At 59.5% G+C, this 15916-nt stretch carries 15 protein-coding genes and 1 tRNA gene; 9 read left to right on the top strand and 7 right to left on the bottom strand.

Annotated elements, in window-relative coordinates; genetic code table 11:
* Window positions 1–506 precede the first annotated feature (506 nt).
* Genes dcm through A9K65_RS10810 form a run of 3 tightly spaced genes read left to right on the top strand, consistent with a single transcriptional unit; the run spans window position 507 to window position 3443 of the window.
* A complete protein-coding gene (gene dcm / locus A9K65_RS10800) occupies window positions 507–1772 on the top strand; it encodes a DNA (cytosine-5-)-methyltransferase (RefSeq protein ID WP_064994459.1) in 1266 nt (421 codons plus the stop codon).
* A complete protein-coding gene (locus A9K65_RS10805; RefSeq protein WP_064994460.1) occupies window positions 1765–2220 on the top strand; it encodes a very short patch repair endonuclease in 456 nt (151 codons plus the stop codon). Before dcm ends, A9K65_RS10805 begins: the two co-directional genes overlap by 8 nt.
* Window positions 2217–3443, top strand: coding sequence for a type II restriction endonuclease (locus tag A9K65_RS10810; RefSeq protein WP_198327583.1), 1227 nt, complete (start codon window positions 2217–2219; stop codon window positions 3441–3443). Before A9K65_RS10805 ends, A9K65_RS10810 begins: the two co-directional genes overlap by 4 nt.
* Window positions 3444–3512: 69 nt before the next feature.
* On the opposite strand, the gene A9K65_RS10815 is transcribed toward A9K65_RS10810, so the two are convergent.
* From A9K65_RS10815 to A9K65_RS10825, 3 genes are read right to left on the bottom strand one after another with little or no spacing between them, the layout of a single operon-like run.
* Complete coding sequence (locus tag A9K65_RS10815; RefSeq protein WP_064994461.1) at window positions 3513–3992, bottom strand: dCMP deaminase family protein; 480 nt, start codon at window positions 3990–3992, stop codon at window positions 3513–3515.
* Window positions 3989–5935 (bottom strand): HEAT repeat domain-containing protein, encoded by a 1947-nt coding sequence (locus tag A9K65_RS10820; protein ID WP_064994462.1) that lies wholly within the window; start codon window positions 5933–5935, stop codon window positions 3989–3991. The genes A9K65_RS10815 and A9K65_RS10820 overlap by 4 nt, the downstream gene beginning before the upstream one ends.
* A 59-nt stretch (window positions 5936–5994) precedes the next feature.
* Window positions 5995–6861, bottom strand: coding sequence for a hypothetical protein (locus tag A9K65_RS10825; RefSeq protein WP_064994463.1), 867 nt, complete (start codon window positions 6859–6861; stop codon window positions 5995–5997).
* A gap of 363 nt (window positions 6862–7224) precedes the next feature.
* On the opposite strand from A9K65_RS10825, the gene A9K65_RS10830 reads away from it, so the two are divergent.
* Window positions 7225–7689, top strand: coding sequence for a GIY-YIG nuclease family protein (locus A9K65_RS10830; protein ID WP_064994464.1), 465 nt, complete (start codon window positions 7225–7227; stop codon window positions 7687–7689).
* Between the two features lie 262 nt (window positions 7690–7951).
* On the opposite strand, the gene A9K65_RS10835 is transcribed toward A9K65_RS10830, so the two are convergent.
* Together A9K65_RS10835 and A9K65_RS10840 are read right to left on the bottom strand one after the other, a co-directional pair.
* Entirely contained in the window at window positions 7952–8200 is a 249-nt protein-coding gene (locus A9K65_RS10835; protein WP_064994465.1) for a conjugal transfer protein TraD, read from the bottom strand.
* A gap of 1 nt (window position 8201) precedes the next feature.
* Window positions 8202–8528, bottom strand: coding sequence for a conjugal transfer protein TraD (locus A9K65_RS10840; protein ID WP_198327624.1), 327 nt, complete (start codon window positions 8526–8528; stop codon window positions 8202–8204).
* 173 nt (window positions 8529–8701) lie between these two features.
* Between A9K65_RS10840 and traA the strand changes: the two genes are divergently transcribed.
* Window positions 8702–11749 (top strand): Ti-type conjugative transfer relaxase TraA, encoded by a 3048-nt coding sequence (gene traA / locus A9K65_RS10845; protein ID WP_064994467.1) that lies wholly within the window; start codon window positions 8702–8704, stop codon window positions 11747–11749.
* Between the two features lie 128 nt (window positions 11750–11877).
* Window positions 11878–12093 carry an AlpA family phage regulatory protein gene (locus A9K65_RS10850; RefSeq protein WP_064994468.1) on the top strand — a complete coding sequence of 72 codons (216 nt, stop codon included), beginning with the start codon at window positions 11878–11880 and terminating at the stop codon, window positions 12091–12093.
* 84 nt (window positions 12094–12177) lie between these two features.
* On the opposite strand, the gene A9K65_RS10855 is transcribed toward A9K65_RS10850, so the two are convergent.
* A complete protein-coding gene (locus tag A9K65_RS10855) occupies window positions 12178–12420 on the bottom strand; it encodes a helix-turn-helix transcriptional regulator (protein ID WP_023699715.1) in 243 nt (80 codons plus the stop codon).
* A gap of 137 nt (window positions 12421–12557) precedes the next feature.
* Here A9K65_RS10855 and A9K65_RS10860 point away from each other — a divergent pair, with 137 nt between their 5' ends.
* The 3 genes from A9K65_RS10860 to A9K65_RS10870 all read left to right on the top strand — a co-directional run bounded on the left by A9K65_RS10860 (window position 12558) and on the right by A9K65_RS10870 (window position 15795).
* Window positions 12558–13238 carry a hypothetical protein gene (locus tag A9K65_RS10860; protein WP_064994469.1) on the top strand — a complete coding sequence of 227 codons (681 nt, stop codon included), beginning with the start codon at window positions 12558–12560 and terminating at the stop codon, window positions 13236–13238.
* 7 nt (window positions 13239–13245) lie between these two features.
* On the top strand, window positions 13246–13701 hold the full coding sequence (locus tag A9K65_RS10865) for a helix-turn-helix transcriptional regulator (RefSeq protein ID WP_064994470.1): 456 nt from the start codon (window positions 13246–13248) through the stop codon (window positions 13699–13701).
* A gap of 465 nt (window positions 13702–14166) precedes the next feature.
* Window positions 14167–15795: a recombinase family protein gene (locus A9K65_RS10870; RefSeq protein ID WP_084016056.1), complete on the top strand. Its 1629-nt coding sequence runs from the start codon at window positions 14167–14169 to the stop codon at window positions 15793–15795.
* Here A9K65_RS10870 and A9K65_RS10875 read toward each other — a convergent pair.
* Window positions 15752–15828: transfer RNA gene (locus A9K65_RS10875), tRNA-Met, on the bottom strand. The genes A9K65_RS10870 and A9K65_RS10875 overlap by 44 nt on opposite strands.
* Window positions 15829–15916 lie beyond the last annotated feature (88 nt).

Raw genomic sequence — 15916 nt, forward strand, 5'->3', positions numbered from 1 at the left:
CCGGACCGTTCGGGTCGCAGGAGCGCTTCGCAAGGGACCTCGTCGTCTGGTCCATTTGCCACGCCAGCCTCCGGCTCAACGGATCCCTTCAGCCGCTACGACCAAGGCGGACCAGCCGCTTCATAAGGCACCTCTCGCCGGGGGCGGCGGTCCCGCGTCCCGCCTGCGGCGTCGCCATGCTGACGCTCCTTCGGCACCCCGTTACCCGGTCTCGAGGTCACGAACTGGCTCCGGCAACGAAATGGATTTGTCCGTCTTGCGGACATTTTATCGCCTCCGCTTTGTGCGCCCTTTCTCCTGCGGCCGCTGGCGCCGCACCGGCAGCGCCGCAATCGGGCCTGCTTGAGGGCAGTGCTTTGACGGCAAAGCGGGGATCGGGAGCTTTCAGAACTAAACATGTGGATGCAGGCCCGCCAATGAACAAAAAGAGAACAAAGTTCATTGCCCGTTAGGACATCCAGTGTCAGGCTGTCAAAAAATGACACAGCAATGATTCGGAGCATTCGATGCGCGCCAGACGTACAGAATTCACCAGACTTCGGGACCAGGCCGGTCTGACGCTGGAACAGGCGGCCAGCCTTCTGGAGGTGGCCATGCGCACCGTCTACCGTTACGAGGAGGGCAGGAGCGAGCCAAGCAGGCTCGCCATGCGCACGCTCAGGGAAGCTGCCCGCCAGCGGCTTGCGCCGGTGGAACAGTCTTCGGCCGGCTTCCGGTTCATTGATCTCTTCGCCGGCATCGGCGGCCTCAGGATGGGTTTCGAAAGCATCGGCGGACGCTGCGTGTTTACGTCAGAATGGGATCCTGGCTGCCAGAAGACCTACGCGCTGAACTTCCCGGACAACCACCCGATCGGCGGTGATGTGCGGGAGTATTCCAAGAGCCCGGAGAAGGTGCCAGATCACGATGTGCTTCTGGCGGGGTTTCCGTGCCAGCCGTTCTCGATCGCCGGCGTATCCAAGAAAAATGCCTTGGGCAGGCCGCACGGCTTCCTGTGCGACACGCAGGGCACCCTGTTTTTCGACACGGCGCAGATCATTGCACATCACAGGCCAGCCGCGTTTGTCCTGGAGAACGTGAAGAATCTTGAAAGTCACGACCAAGGGCGCACCTTCGCCACCATCATCAACGTGCTGCGCAACGAGCTGGGATACCACGTCCAGCACCGGGTCATCAGCTCGGAGCCATGGGTCCCCCAGAAACGGGAACGGATATTCATCGTCGGTTTCAGGGACCCGACCGATTTTGACTTTGAGGCGCTGGTACTGCCGAAACCAGGCTCGGGGCCGAAGCTGCGGACCATCCTCCAGGATCATGACGAGGTCGACCCGAAATACACCCTGACGCCACGCCTGTGGGAATACCTGCAGGGATACAGGGAAAAGCACCGTGCCGCAGGCAACGGTTTCGGTTTCAGCCTGTTTGGTCCCGACGACGTCTCCCGGACCCTGTCGGCCCGCTACTACAAGGACGGATCCGAAGTCCTGATTGACCAGCCCGGTCGACGGCCGCGGCGGCTGACACCTCTGGAATGCGCAAGGCTCATGGGCTTCGAGCGTCCCGACCGTCCTTTCCGCATCAATGTTTCTGACACACAGGCCTACAGGCAGTTCGGCAACGCCGTGGTGGTGCCTGTGGTCGAGTTTGTCGCGCAGGCCATCCGGCCCTACCTGGAGGTTGCGCTGGGGCGCACGCCCACCGCCGGACCGTCTCCACTTGTTCGCAGGGTTACACGGCCCGATGCAGACAGGGCCCTGGCGGCCAATGGCTGACATCGTTTCGCCCGAGGTGCGCAGCCGGATGATGGCCGGCATCAGGGGCGTCAATACCAGGCCCGAAATGATCCTGCGGTTCGCCCTTCATGCGGGCGGATTCCGCTACCGGCTCCATGACCGGCGCCTGCCTGGCCGGCCCGACATGGTATTTCCGCGCCGCCGCGCGGTCCTGTTCGCGCACGGCTGTTTCTGGCATGGGCACGACTGCCATCTCTTCCGGCTGCCAGGAACACGGCCCGAATTCTGGCGCGAAAAAATCGCCCGCAACCGGGAGCGGGATGACGCAGCCGAACGCGCCCTAGCCGGGCTTGGATGGCGCTGCGGGGTCGTCTGGGAGTGCGCCATACGTGGAAGAACTGCCCTTGCCCTGGACGATGTAATCGCCCGGTGCGCCGCCTGGCTTGAGTCCGGTGAGCTACAGCTCACCGTGAGAGGGCGGGAATGATCAAACGCGGCCTACTCTCTGATTACTTCGAAGGTGTGGCCGTCAAGCGGCTTAGCATGGTCGAAACCACACCGGGCGGTTCAAACCAGCATGAGTTCAACAGTTCCCGCACCCTCCGCGCAATGATGGGCGATGCCGACCGGAAAAAGATCCCGACCCGGTTCATATGGCTCGGGGAGGAACAGGAAGGTTTCGCAGCCGACGGCATGCTGAGCTGGTACGATGCGCGCAGAAAGCACGCGACGCGGACCGAATACCACCTCTATTACTACACCAATGACGTTACCGACCGGATGAAGGAAGGCGATACGCTGTTTGTCGCCCTGCTTCGCGACGGTTCGGCGATGACGATCGTCACGCCCGCCGACAGCACCGTCCAGAACCAGCTGCTGTGGCTTTTCGGTCTGGAGGATCAGCCCGAACTCCAGTTCACCGGCCGCGAAATTACCGAGGACCAGGCCGCTACCGTCGACTTTGCGGCGCGTTATATCCTTGACGAGCTTGGCATCGATTTCGAAGAGCCGGAGGCCGGCGAACTTGACATGCTCATTGAAAGATTTGGCATGAAGTTCCCTGGTACGCGGGAATTCTCGCAACTTGCGCGGACTTCCCTCACGGGCGTTTCGGCGCTGGACAACCCGGACGCGGTTCTCATGGCGTGGCTGGAACGGGAAGAGCTTCTGTTCCGGCGGCTGGAGCGCCACATTGTTGCGGAGCGGCTGCGCAATGGATTTGTCGGCGGCGATAATACCGCAGACGTCGATGGTTTTCTGGCATTCTCCCTGAGCGTGCAGAATCGCAGGAAATCCCGTGCGGGGCAGTCGCTGGAGCATCATCTGGAGGCACTGTTTCAGGCGCGCTCGATCCGTTTTTCGCGGGGGGCTGAGACCGAAAACCGCAACAGGCCGGATTTTCTGTTTCCTGGCCATGCCGAGTACCACGATCCCGGCTTCTCTCCCGCCCTGCTGACCATGCTAGGGTCGAAATCAACATTGAAGGACCGCTGGCGTCAGGTGTTACCGGAGGCGGCGAGAATCCCCGCCAAGCACCTTCTCACGCTGGAGCCAGCTATTTCCGAAAACCAGACCGACCAGATGAAGGCGGAACAACTTCAGCTCGTACTGCCGGCAAAACTCCATGAAACCTTTCGTGAGAGCCAGCGGCCTTGGCTCATGACTCTTATGAAATTCGTCGATCTCGTGGACAGCCGCCAGAAACAATAGAGACTGAGTGGTTCAATTCACCGCAAACTGGCTGGTGCTATGCGTCCACAGCTCTCCGGGGAGCCCAGGTCACTTTCGGGCCGCGAGTTCGGGGATGTCGTATAGGATGATCTCAATACCGCTTTCTCGCAGCATTTCCGTGGCAAACTTGAACTCCGATCCCCATCGCTGGTCGGCATGGTCGGGATGCAGGCCGACGAGGCGAACTATACCCGCCTGCACGATCGCCCGGGCACAGTCGATGCATGGAAACCAGTTAACATATGCGGTGCAGCCATCGAGCGAGATACCCAGCTTAGCGGCATTGTAGATCGCATTGCGCTCAGCGTGCTCTGTCCACGAATACTTTGCCGGGCGTTCGTGTCTTTCAGGTACCTCATCGTCGATCCCGCGAGCGAATCCATTGTAGCCAGACGCGCGAAGCAACCGATCCGGGCCTACGATGACGCACCCAGTCCCTGCCGAGCGATCCTTGCTCCACGTTCCGAACACCTTAGCGAGTTCGAGGAATCTCCGGTCCCATCTTTCCTGCCTGCTCGGGTTGGTCATGCCGCGAGCCGATCATGCACGCGCAAGTCTGAGGAAAGTTTAAACCAAGCCTCCATGTCGATTGGATCGGTGGCGAGGTCTGCACGCGCATAAAAAAGTCGTGAAATTTCAGTCGACCACCCTTCGGGTACGCAGCCCTTCGAAAGGAACACTGCACGTTTGAGCTCGATCAAGACTCGCGGGGATTCGGCGATTTTGTTGAGACGCGGCCCCAGGTCCTCGACCAAGCGCGCGGCCTGTTCCGACGAGCGTGAACCGATTTCGACGAGCGACCGAATCGCGCCGTATCGGACATTTTCGTCGGAGTCGTTAGTCACCAATTTCAGCAGCGCCTCGCGGAACCTCTGATCTATGGCGCTGCCCATCACATGGCACGCGCGCCACCGGATGACAGGCCTTTCGTGCTTGGTCATCTGCAAGATCCGATCCGCCTGACCTTCCGTCATCGCCAACCGCTTCAACACATTCGCGGCAGTCCAGCCAATGATGGAGTCGTCTTCTTGGACGGCATCAACCGTGTTTTCGGATGCGACCTCCCCGCCTGGGAGCGTGAACAACGCCTTCCAGCGGGCGAACAGATCGGAATGGTCTGGCTGGGCCGAGACAAGGGCTATTAACGCCTCGCGGTCGTGTGCGTCCTTCATCGCCAGAGCGGCATCGTCCTTGAACAGTTCGAGCGCGTCGAGCGCTCTACGCGCTGAAAGGTAGTGTCGGTCAAACCTCTTTTCGGCCAGCATGGCGAGAATGATTGTCCTAAGAGAGGGCGATACTTTCGCCTGCGAAATCGCTTCGACTTCGGCCAATGCGTAACCAGCCGCATAGGGATTCCAGTCAAAAACGGCCTGAAGGAATCCGTCCTTGGCATCGCCGTTCAACTCTTCCAGCGCGAACGCGACAGCATCGAAGGAGTTGGCCTTAAACGTCAAACTGTCCAGGGATGCATGCCGGTGCTCGAAGCTCCAGAGTTCCGCGTGCGCAGCTAGGTACTTGGCAGCGAGATAGTCATGCACCCAATGATGATTGAACGCCACCCGCCCATTTGGCAGCTCAATCAAAACCCCGCCCTCCCGAAGCGTCTGAACTACAGCGGCACCCGCTTCGCCTGGGAATCGGACGGGATCGAAGGAGCGGGATTCATCTTGGCGATAGGCGGCGAACGCACCTTCTGCGGCAAGTTCCATGCCAGCGGCATCCAACTTGCCCCGGCTCTCAACAAAGTCTCGGATCGTGGCAAGAGACGAGCTTTTCAATGCGCCCTTGATACCCTTGTCCACGAAATATGGACTGTCTAGCAGGCGCCTTGCCGCAGGTGCTAAGGCATCCACGTCGAAGTGTTTCCGTGCTTCTTCGATGTCGACATCGAGCGGCATCGCGAAGTACCAGCGATCGTCGCCATTCGTACGTCGTCGGACCAGTCTGTCGGAAACGATGACAGAACAGTTGATGATGAGCGATGCGACCTGGTCGCAGGCGGTTAGGATGTCGTCGGCTACCGAACCGGGCGTTTCGTTCAAACCGTCGACAATCAGCACCTTTTCTTGGCTGGCGGGTAAAAAATCAAGGTCTGCCACGTCTGTTTCGCCCGAGCCGAACCGCCGAAGCAGGAAGTCGATTGCTTCACGCGCGCCCTCACGGCGTTGCTTCCAGCATTCGCTGGCGTCATGGTCCCAGCGTGAGAGATCGATTAGTGTGGTAATCTTACCGCCCGCGGCACCCTCCACCACTAACCGGCGCATGATCGTACTCTTGCCAGATCCTCCACGACCCGAAAGCAGGATGCGTCCACGCTCGGAGGCCAAGGGCAGGAGGTCCCCATGCGAAAGCGGCGCGCTATGTTCGCCGCGCAGGAGAGCGGAGTAGTCTTCGCAAAGCGCGACCGACAAGCAAATCGGCTCTCCGAGCGCTTTTAGATGTTCTGCCGCTAGTTGGACGTCGGCGCTCATGAGGCCACCTGCTGCTGAAGCAAGCGCTTACTGGGCGCTCGGTTTGTTCTTATAGGGCGTCATGCGCATATCGCAACGATTTCGTCGGCCACGCCGAGCGCGAAGGCTGCAGCCGTCGCCGCGGCATAATCACGCCACTTCTTGCGTTGGTCGTCGTTGCCCACGTCATCGACAAGGTCAGAAATCCCGCGTACCACCAGGTAGTTCAGGTTGTAGTGCCTTGCGCTCCTAGCGTTATAGACGCCGCGGGCGAGGCCATAAGATTCCATATCGACGGCTAGCGCCTTGTCGAATTCCTCAAGGATCTTACGCTGATACTCATTTTCGCCATCGCCGAGGATCTTATCCCCTGCGATAAGATTGCCTTCCAGCACCTTTGGCTGTCCCTCGACGGGTCGATCCTCCCTGACATTGCCAAGCCATCGCCCCGCAATCTTGACGCGCTGTGTGATCGTTTCGCGCAGATACATCGACGGGTGGTCGAACGCCTGCTTGCGGATGACGTCCTTACCGCCAGCGATCTTTCGCATTTCATACCAATCGACATGGTCCGCGACGATGACGTCGCCCAGCCCAATGCCGTCGCGCCCGCTGACGCCGCCGGCTATCCCCGACAGGATAATGAACTCCGGCCTGAAAAGCTCGGCCACGTTACGAACCAATTCGCTGCACGGCGTATTGCTGCGATCAGTGCTTTTCGCGAGGATGACATCGTATACGTTGGGGCAGATTTCCTTCCTGCGTAAATAAGGCGTGTTCCCCACCAAGTCATTGAAGTCACTCCTTTCGCGAACTGCCTTGTGCTCCTCTTCGACGATGGTGACGATCGCGACCAGTGCATTGCCGATTCGTCCAGGCAATCGAACCCAGTCCGGCTTCCGGCACGGTTCGACACTTTCCTGCGAATGGGCGAGTTCTTGGGACATTCAGCCTTGATAGAGGGGCTAAAGACGTTGATCAATCGTTATAGGCCGCTGGCGGCCGAGCCCGAGTGCGATTGTTATGGACAACGGGGTAACGCGGACAATCAACGGCCGCCTCCTGTGAATGGCAAGGATACGGCGCGAGCAAACATCCTGTTTGTGTTTCGGTCAAAACCTGCCATGACCTATAGAGTGTGGCAATTCCCCATTACCGATTTACGTTATCGGTCGTGACTGAAACCCCTAAGGCGCTTCGGTCGAGAGTCCCTCTGAAATCTTCTGTCGAAGTTTTTGAGCTCGACACGTCAGTTTGACCCTTCCTAAGCTCAAGGCGGATACGCTCGCCTAAAGGAGGAACGGCCTGGAATGATCTTCAAGCAAGTCGGAACCATTATGCCTGTTTGGCAGATTACCCGTGTTAATCCCGGGTTCATCTATGTCATTGAGAGGCATGGCCGGTACAAGATAGGGAAGACTAGGCGGACCCAGGACCGTCTAAGGGCCGCGAAGACTTGGCTGCCCGATATGACATTGATTGGACTGAAGCCCATCTGGGGAGCTTCCCATCATGAGCGGCGACTACACGCTGGGTTTGCGCGCTACTGGTATGCGCAAGAATGGTTCAGTTTCGACGGGGATGACGACGGCCGCGAGCTGTTGGTAGAGGGGTTCACGGCGTTCAGCGATGACAATCCAGATCGCAACTCAGTGGATTTCATCTACTGGTTCAATGGTGATGGGATGGTTGAGCCTCTGATGGAAATGGATCGCCGAAGGCTTTCTTTGCCACAATTCCAAAGGCAGGAATCATTCTATTGCAAGAAGGCTTAGCTAGCCCTTGAGGCAAGGCAAGGTAACGCCTGCCTAGCTATCCTTGCGCCGTGTGAGTTCGGTTGCCTAAAGGTCGATGTGCTCATCGATGTAAAATACGATTTTACACCGGTGGCCTGCGAACCGAATTCTTGACGCTAGCTTATGGCAAACGGCCCCGGTCGAAACATTCGATGACTTTCAATGCGCGTCGAAAGTTGGTGCATCGCGAATGGATCACGATCTGTTGCGTTGTTGCGGCCGCCCGCCGTTACAGCCATCGCTATGTTCGCCGGTCCATCTGCTCTTCACGCCGTTCACCATCGAACGCCTGCCTACCCTTCGCAGACCATAGGTTACGCGCATTCTCGCGTTCATGGCTTTGCAGCTTGGCGGCGATCCAAAGCAGCGCGCCGTAGATGGCAGCGCGATCGTCATTGGTGAGCTCGACAATGCCTGCCTTGACGACGAGACCGCCGAGTTCAATCAAATGTCGGGTGCGTTTGCGGCGCTCGACCTGCCACGAGCGCATGTCATTGCGAGCCCGTGCCGCCTGCCGGCGATTGTGCGCTGCCCGGTTGCGCTGGAGCGCTTCGAACGTTGCGCTCAGATGCCGAAGCAGTTCGCCGGGACCCGCTCTCGAAAAACATCACCCCACGCTTGGCCCATGCCTCACGCTTTGCGGTGTCTTTCGTCTCAGTGATTGCCACAAGTGCGCCCGCCAGTTCGTCGCTGCTGAGCTGATCGGCGCCGGTGGCGATCACCAGTTCGCCAAGCTGCTGCACCTTTCTCGTTTTGAGCTCTCGCGCCTTGTCTTCCAGTGCCTTCAGTTCGGTATCGAAGTCACGTGGTTTGCGCATGTCTGCCTCCATTGATTGTCGATCTCTGGATGATAGGGGAGCGGCTGCCGGAAGGCTTCAGGGTTGCCGAGACAGCCCGGGACGGGCTGGTCCATCCCGAGATTTTTTTCGAGGGAGGGCGCGCTTATACGTCGTGCCGACGTGCGCTTTGACGTGCAAATGATCTGGTCGCGATGGCGATCTATCATCTTCACGTCAAGGTCATTGGCCGCAAGGCTGGGAGCAGTGCCGTGGCGTCCGCCGCGTACCGTTCGGCTTCGCGGTTGCGCGATGAGCGGATCGAACGCACGCATGATTTCTCCGCCAAGCGCGGTGTCGTCCATTCCGAGGTGATGCTGCCTGCGAATGCACCGGAGGTCTGGCGCGACCGCGAACGGCTGTGGAACGATGTCGAGGCTTCCGAGGTCCGCAAGGATGCCCAGCTCGCCCGCGAAGTCGAGTTCGCCCTTCCACGCGAGCTGAGCCAGGCGCAAGGCGTCGAACTGGCGCGCGACTTTGTACAGGCCGAGTTTGTCAGCAAGGGCATGGTCGCCGATCTCAATGTGCACTGGGACAGGGCGGAGGATGGCAGCCCCAAGCCACACGCCCATGTCATGCTCACCATGCGGTCCGTGGACGAGAATGGTTTTGATGCCAAGGTTCGAGACTGGAATTCTACCCAGCTGGTCGAGCGCTGGCGCGAGCGATGGGCGGAGCTGGCCAATGAGCGCCTGGCCGAACTCGACATCGACTCGCGCATCGATCATCGCAGTCTGGAAGCGCAGGGCATTGCCCTGGAGCCGCAAACCCAGATTGGTGCACCGGCTCAACGCATCGAGGGCAGTGGCCTTGCTGCTGGCGACAGTGAAGCAGATCGCGCAGAACTGCATCGCGAGATCGCGCGCAACAATGGTGCGCGCATCATTGCCGATCCAACCGTGGCGCTCGATGCCATCACGCATCAGCAATCGACCTTCACCCGAAAGGACATTGCGAAGTTCTCGCATCGCCACAGCGACGGGGTGGAGCAGTTCAACGAGGTGCTGGGAGCCATCAGCAACGCACCCGATCTGGTCGAGCTCGGCAAGGACGGACGCGGCGAAGACCGTTTCACCACAAGGCAGATGATCGAGACCGAACAGCGCCTGCACCGCGCTGCGGAGCGTATCGATTTGGACGAGCGCCACGCTGTGAGCAACGTACATCGCGAGGCAGCGCTGGCGCGGGCTGCGCAACGCGGGCTCATCCTTTCGGGCGAGCAGAGCGGCGCACTGGATCACATCACGAAAAGCCGCGGTCTTGGTGTCGTTGTCGGCTTTGCCGGAACAGGCAAGAGCGCCATGCTGGGCGTTGCGCGCCAGGCATGGGCAGCTGCGGGTTATGAAGTTCGAGGCGCGGCACTCTCCGGCATTGCCGCCGAGAATCTCGAAGGCGGATCAGGCATCCCATCACGCACCATCGCCAGTATGGAGCATAGCTGGGGGCAGGGCCGCGATCTGCTCACCGCCCGCGATGTGCTGGTGATCGATGAGGCCGGCATGGTCGGCACGCGCCAGTTGGAGCGCGTGCTTTCCCATGCGGCGGACGCTGGCGCAAAAGTCGTCCTCGTCGGCGATCCGCAGCAGTTGCAGGCGATCGAAGCCGGCGCTGCATTCCGCTCCATCCATGAGCGTCATGGCGGCGTCGAAATCGGTCAGGTGCGCCGGCAGCGCGAGGACTGGCAGCGCGATGCCACGCGCGATCTGGCAACCGGCAGGATCGGCGCTGCGATCAGCGCCTATGACGAGCAAGGCATGGTGCATCAGGCTTCGACGCGCCACGAAGCGCGAGGTGAACTCGTCGCGCGCTGGGACCGCGACAGGCAGGCGCATCCAGAGGCAAGCCGGATCATTCTCACCCACACAAACGACGAGGTGCGCGCCCTGAACCAGGCAGCGCGCGAGCGTATGCGCGCTGCGGGAGATCTCGGCGAAGATGTTCAGGTGGATGTGGAACGCGGTGCAAGGGCCTTCGCCAGCGGCGACCGTGTCATGTTCCTGCGCAACGAGCGCGGACTTGGCGTCAAGAACGGCACGCTCGGCAGCGTGGAGGAAGTCAGCACACAGAGCATGACTGTGCGCACCGATGACGACAGGTCGGTGCGCTTCGACCTGAAAGACTACGCGCACATCGACCACGGCTATGCCGCGACCATTCACAAGGCGCAGGGCATGACCGTCGACCGCATTCACGTCCTGGCAACGCCGGGCATGGAGGCACACAGCAGCTATGTCGCACTGTCGCGGCATCGCGAACGGATGGACCTGCATTACGGCAGCCATGACTTCAGTACGCGGGAACGATTGGACCGTACGCTGTCACTGGACCGCGCCAAGGACATGGCGTTGGATTACGAGCAGGTCGACCCGGCGCGGAGCTATGCCGAACGGCGCGGCATCACGTTCCGCGAGCGCGTGGTCGAGATCGTGCGTCGGATCGTTCCGGAGAAGCTGCGCGACAGGATCGGCGGATTGCTGGACGGGTTGCGCTCGCCCGCGGACGCCGAGCCTGGCCAGGACCGTGGGCGTAGTCCGGGAAGGGAGAAGGTCGGGGCGCAAATCGGAGATGGCGGCGCCAGGCCTGAAAGACAAGCTCTGGTCAGGGGAATGCAGCGTGATACGGATGTTTCGGCGGACCCGGAAGCGGCGTTGCGCACCGATCGCACGAAAGCGCTTGTGCGTCACGCGCGAGCGCTCGACGCGATCCTCAGCACCGGAATTGCGGATGGGCAGGGAAGTCCCGACCAGATGCGCGAACTGAGAGATGCGCGCAACGCGTTCGAGGAGGTTAGGCCTCATGGCTGGCGCGATGCCGAAGCGGCCTATGTCAAGAGCCCCGAGTTGGTTCGTGAAGCGGGGGCCGGCCGGGTCAATCGCATCGTTATTGCTCTCCAGCTTGAAACGGAAATCCGCACCGGGATGGACATCGATCCCGGCCGGCGCGCCGACCGGTTCGTGGAACGTTGGCAAAAGCTCGACCGTACGGGACGGGACCAATATCAGGCCGGCGACATGTCCGGCTATAAGTCAACGCGCTCGGCCATGTCCGACATGGCCAAGACCCTCGAACGCGATCCTCAACTTGAATCCCTGCTGGCAAACCGCAAACGCGAGCTTGGCATCAACGTGGATTTGGGTCGTCGCCTGGGCGCGGAACTCGCCTTCAGCCATGGCATCGGTAAGGGTCGCGGAATCGGTATTTGAACCCCTCCGATTTGCGGCCGTTTCCACGCTACAGGCGGATGAAGCGAAAAATCGGATTGCCTCCGGCATGGGTTCGTCCTGTCTGTCCCAACAGAAATCAGCAACAACCATTCAGGTGGAGGCAAGCTATGGCCGAGCCGGATCGTATCGTTCGTCTCAAAACAGTTCTCGCCAGGACCGGCCTGTCCCGCTCGACAATCTATCGCAAGATCGCCGACGGCACGTTCCCGGCTCAACTGAGGATCAGCACCAATGGCGCCGGGTGGCATGAATCCGAGATCAACCGCTGGGTTGAGGATCCCATTCGATGGGGGTCGAAGGCTGAGGTGAAGAGGTCCGATTGAACGGGTAGGTGCAACAACCTGGGGCTTTCTTGCCGGTTCTGCAAATTGTCAATTTGCACTAGCGCGGTCACACGCTCCCATCGCTCAACCTGTTACTTCCGATAGCTTCTTGATGGCTGACGGAGCGCTAAAACCGAGAATCTCGGCTAGGTTTATAAACTCCACGACATCAACACGTCTCTGTCCGCTTTCTAGTCGAGCTACGAACGATTGGTATTGGCCGAGCCTGGTTGCCAACTCAACTTGCGTAAGGCCTGCCGCTTCACGGTTTTTGATCAGCAGCGCGATCAAAGCTTTGTGCCGATTCGTACCGAGTGTATCGACCACTTATCACCTCATCTGAACTCAGATGGGGGCTTCCTTTATATCTGATTTTCAGTTATCTTAAATTCAGATATTTAGCTGAGGCCGCCAAAGCGTTTGGCTGTATCACCAACCATGCAAAGCTGTTTGGAGCTCGGATCATGGCTGATTCCGACAATAGCATGAGTTTGTTTTTCATCACCCGGCGGCGCTTGCTGACGGGCACGGCCACGGGCGCGGCGGCATGGCCCTTCCAGGCGAAATCGCTGGCTGGCGAACTGACGGACGGCAGCGCGGCCGATCCTGCTCTTCGTCTGTGTGGGAGTTGGCAAAAGATCCACGATGAGACACTGGCGCTGTGCCGCGAACAGCAGCGGTTGGAGACACACCTCGCCAGGATAGTTGGCTTTCCCTGCGCCAAGATGCGGCTTGCCGATGGTACGGACGTGACGCTCCATTCCATCGAGAGCCTGAACGATGCCCACTCTCCTGAAAATGAAGTCGAATGGGGCAGGGCGCTTGCGGATTTCGTGGCACACCACGCGCGCTGGGACGCTGCTGATGCTGAGATTGGCTATTCGAGAACAGACGAACTGATCCGGCAATCGGAAACAGTCGAAGGGGCACTTCTCGATGATCTACCGCAGACAGCGGCCACGTCCATCGAAGGCATTTTGGCCAAGCTCAAGGTCATCCTGCGTGACGGTGAGCACTGGGAACATCCAGACGATTTCCCCTGGCCGCACATCCGCTCGGTACTGAATGACCTCATCCGCCTTCATGGCTTAGACGGTGAGACGAACCCAAGCTCAGAAAAGCAGCAAAACTCACAGAGCAGGTGAAGCCTTGATGAAAATCTTGGATCGTTTTCAAAGCGGTGTGGCACCTAACGGTGAGGTCCGTCCCCATCCGGCCGACCGTCACGTCGGCACGCAGATCGCGACTCTGCGAGTCCAGTCGGACGTCTCGCAAGCGCAACTGGCCCGTGCGATCCGCATCAGCTTTCAACAGCTCCAGAAATACGAAAGTGCGCGCAACCGCGTCAGCGCTTCCACGCTTTACGAAATCGCCCGCTCTCTGGATGTTCCTGTCAGCCGCTTCTTCGATGGTCTGCCGGGCAATGGCGAGGCAACCGCTCCGCTCCTGCCCGTCGACGAACGCCTGGAATTCATCGCCAGCGCGGAAGGCAGACGCTTGATCGAAAGGCTGTTGCGACTTCCCCCGCGTGTGCGCAACCGCGTGTCGTCCCTGCTCTTTGAATTGGGAAAGGAAATCGATCCTGTGCAATGCCAGGACGAGGATTAGAACGAGGTTGAGCAGGCCGTCAGGCCCGCGCCTTTTGCAACCTGGGAAAGACGGCGATGGGCGTAGTCAGGCGATCCCGCCAGAATGCCTAAGAGCTTCTCCAGAGCCGCGGAATAGCTTGCGGCTTGAGGTGGACTTGCGGATTTCCGAAAAGCACGCCTTGCTATCCAATTCTGCGACCGACCAATTTGACGGCTTTTCTCATCTCCTGCATGTGCACATCTGGGAGACATGGACCAAGATCATGATCTCGGCAGGATTGAACCGAGCCGCGCATTCTGCGCACTGCTATTTTCAGCAGAAGCCCAGCCGATCCGTAGCGAGCGCTACTCGCAATGGTTGTGAGATCTCAAAAAAGGGCCTTGTTCCGAGCGCCTGATAGAGCGATTCTGCGCCTTGCAAAAGCACTTGCGCGCCAAGCGGCTCGCGAAGATCACGAGCGTGAACAGGCCGAGAAAACTCATCATGAATCGAACCGCGATCTATGCACGCTTCTCAACCGACCTCCAAAATGAGCGATCAATCGACGATCAGCTCGCTTTGTGCCGAGCATATGCAGATCGTGCGGGATTGAATGTTGTAGCGACGTTCGATGACAGAGCCCGCTCCGGCGGCTCCGTCCTGGGCCGTGACGGTTTGCTTCAGCTTATGGATAAAGCGCGTGAGCACGAATTCGACGTGCTCGTGGTGGAGGCACTGGATCGGCTCTCGCGCGACATGGAAGATCTTGCGGGCATTCACAAGCGCCTATCATTTCTCGGCATCGAAATTCGTGCGGTTCACGAAGGCGTGGTGAACACGGTATTGGTCGGCCTACGCGGTCTTGTCGGCCAACTCTATCGAGAGGACATCGCTCACAAAGTCCGCAGGGGTCAAGCTGGCCGAGTTAACAAGGGGCTTCATGCCGGGGGATTGACCTATGGATATTCGTACGTGCTGGGAGACCCCGGGAAGCGGATGATCGCAGAGGACCAAGCGGACATCGTGCGTCGTGTCTTTCGAGAGTATGTCGGAGGGCAGACCCCGCGTGATATCGCTCACAATCTAAACAGAGACCGCATACCGCCGCCTCGGGGTCGAGCCTGGAATGCCTCTACTATCAATGGAAATGTGCAGAGAGGGACGGGGCTGCTTCACAATGAGCTTTATGCTGGCCGTCTGATCTGGAACAGGGTCAGAATGATCAAGGACCCTGATACGGGGAAACGTGTATCGCGTCCAAATCCCAAGGGTGAATGGCGAGTAGTCGCAGTACCGGACCTCGCCATTGTTTCATCCGACCTGTTCGACGCAGCACAAGCACGCAAGAGGGCGCGCGCAACGACCCATCCAAGCCATCAACGCCGACCACGGCATATGCTGACTGGGCTGCTGAAGTGCGGTGCCTGTGGTGCGGGGATGTCGTCAAAAGGCATCGACAAGTCCAGGCGCATTCGCATCCGCTGTTCGGCCGCGACAGAAAGCGGAATTTGCGCTGATCCGAAGACCTTCTATTTGGATACGGTCGAAACTGCAGTTTTGAATGGGCTTACTGCCGAGTTGCGCCATCCCGAAGTGATTGCCCAGTACGTCCAGACCTACCACGAAGAACGGAAGCGCTTGGCAGCGGATACCGATGCCAGGCGCACCCGTTTGGAGCGACGGCTTGGAGAATTATCTCGGGAGATCGAGCGGCTGGTCAACGCCATTGCCAAAGGCCATTGCGACCCAGCCGTACTCGGACCGCAATCAACAACGCTGAACGAAGAGCGCAAGTGCATTCTGGCTGAGTTGGATCAGGTGCCGGCCGCGACAGGAGTGATCGCGCTGCACCCTGCGGTGCTGGCCCGCTACGAGGAACAACTGAATCAACTTCAGACCGGGCTCGCCAACGGTATTGCTTCCGGCGATTCCGAATGTGCAGAGGCAATGCGCGACTTGGTCGAAACAGTCACGGTGTTTCGAGATCCGTCGAGAACCGGCGGGGTTGACGTCGAAATCGCTGGTCGGTTGACGGCACTCTTGGGCGAGCGTGCCTTCCCCCACGGCGTCAAAGGAGTGGGGGGAATGGTGGTAGCGGGAGAGGGACTTGAACCCCCGACCCCAGGATTATGATTCCCGTGCTCTAACCAACTGAGCTACCCCGCCAGGGCGGCGAAAGGCCCGAAATCCGCCTCAAATCGAAGGGCATGTCGGGGGCGTTCGCCAAGGTCGCGCGGATATAAGGTTGGGAGGG

Source organism: Mesorhizobium sp. WSM1497, from assembly GCF_001672455.2.
GTDB classification, from domain to species: Bacteria; Pseudomonadota; Alphaproteobacteria; order Rhizobiales; family Rhizobiaceae; genus Mesorhizobium; species Mesorhizobium ciceri.

Coding starts and splice junctions, on each gene's coding strand:
- dcm (WP_064994459.1), top strand. CDS start 507: ATGCGCGCCAGACGTACAGAATTCACCAGACTTCGGGACCAGGCCGGT.
- A9K65_RS10805 (WP_064994460.1), top strand. CDS start 1,765: ATGGCTGACATCGTTTCGCCCGAGGTGCGCAGCCGGATGATGGCCGGC.
- A9K65_RS10810 (WP_198327583.1), top strand. CDS start 2,217: ATGATCAAACGCGGCCTACTCTCTGATTACTTCGAAGGTGTGGCCGTC.
- A9K65_RS10815 (WP_064994461.1), bottom strand. CDS start 3,992: ATGACCAACCCGAGCAGGCAGGAAAGATGGGACCGGAGATTCCTCGAA.
- A9K65_RS10820 (WP_064994462.1), bottom strand. CDS start 5,935: ATGAGCGCCGACGTCCAACTAGCGGCAGAACATCTAAAAGCGCTCGGA.
- A9K65_RS10825 (WP_064994463.1), bottom strand. CDS start 6,861: ATGTCCCAAGAACTCGCCCATTCGCAGGAAAGTGTCGAACCGTGCCGG.
- A9K65_RS10830 (WP_064994464.1), top strand. CDS start 7,225: ATGATCTTCAAGCAAGTCGGAACCATTATGCCTGTTTGGCAGATTACC.
- A9K65_RS10835 (WP_064994465.1), bottom strand. CDS start 8,200: ATGCGCTCGTGGCAGGTCGAGCGCCGCAAACGCACCCGACATTTGATT.
- A9K65_RS10840 (WP_198327624.1), bottom strand. CDS start 8,528: ATGCGCAAACCACGTGACTTCGATACCGAACTGAAGGCACTGGAAGAC.
- traA (WP_064994467.1), top strand. CDS start 8,702: ATGGCGATCTATCATCTTCACGTCAAGGTCATTGGCCGCAAGGCTGGG.
- A9K65_RS10850 (WP_064994468.1), top strand. CDS start 11,878: ATGGCCGAGCCGGATCGTATCGTTCGTCTCAAAACAGTTCTCGCCAGG.
- A9K65_RS10860 (WP_064994469.1), top strand. CDS start 12,558: ATGGCTGATTCCGACAATAGCATGAGTTTGTTTTTCATCACCCGGCGG.
- A9K65_RS10865 (WP_064994470.1), top strand. CDS start 13,246: ATGAAAATCTTGGATCGTTTTCAAAGCGGTGTGGCACCTAACGGTGAG.
- A9K65_RS10870 (WP_084016056.1), top strand. CDS start 14,167: ATGAATCGAACCGCGATCTATGCACGCTTCTCAACCGACCTCCAAAAT.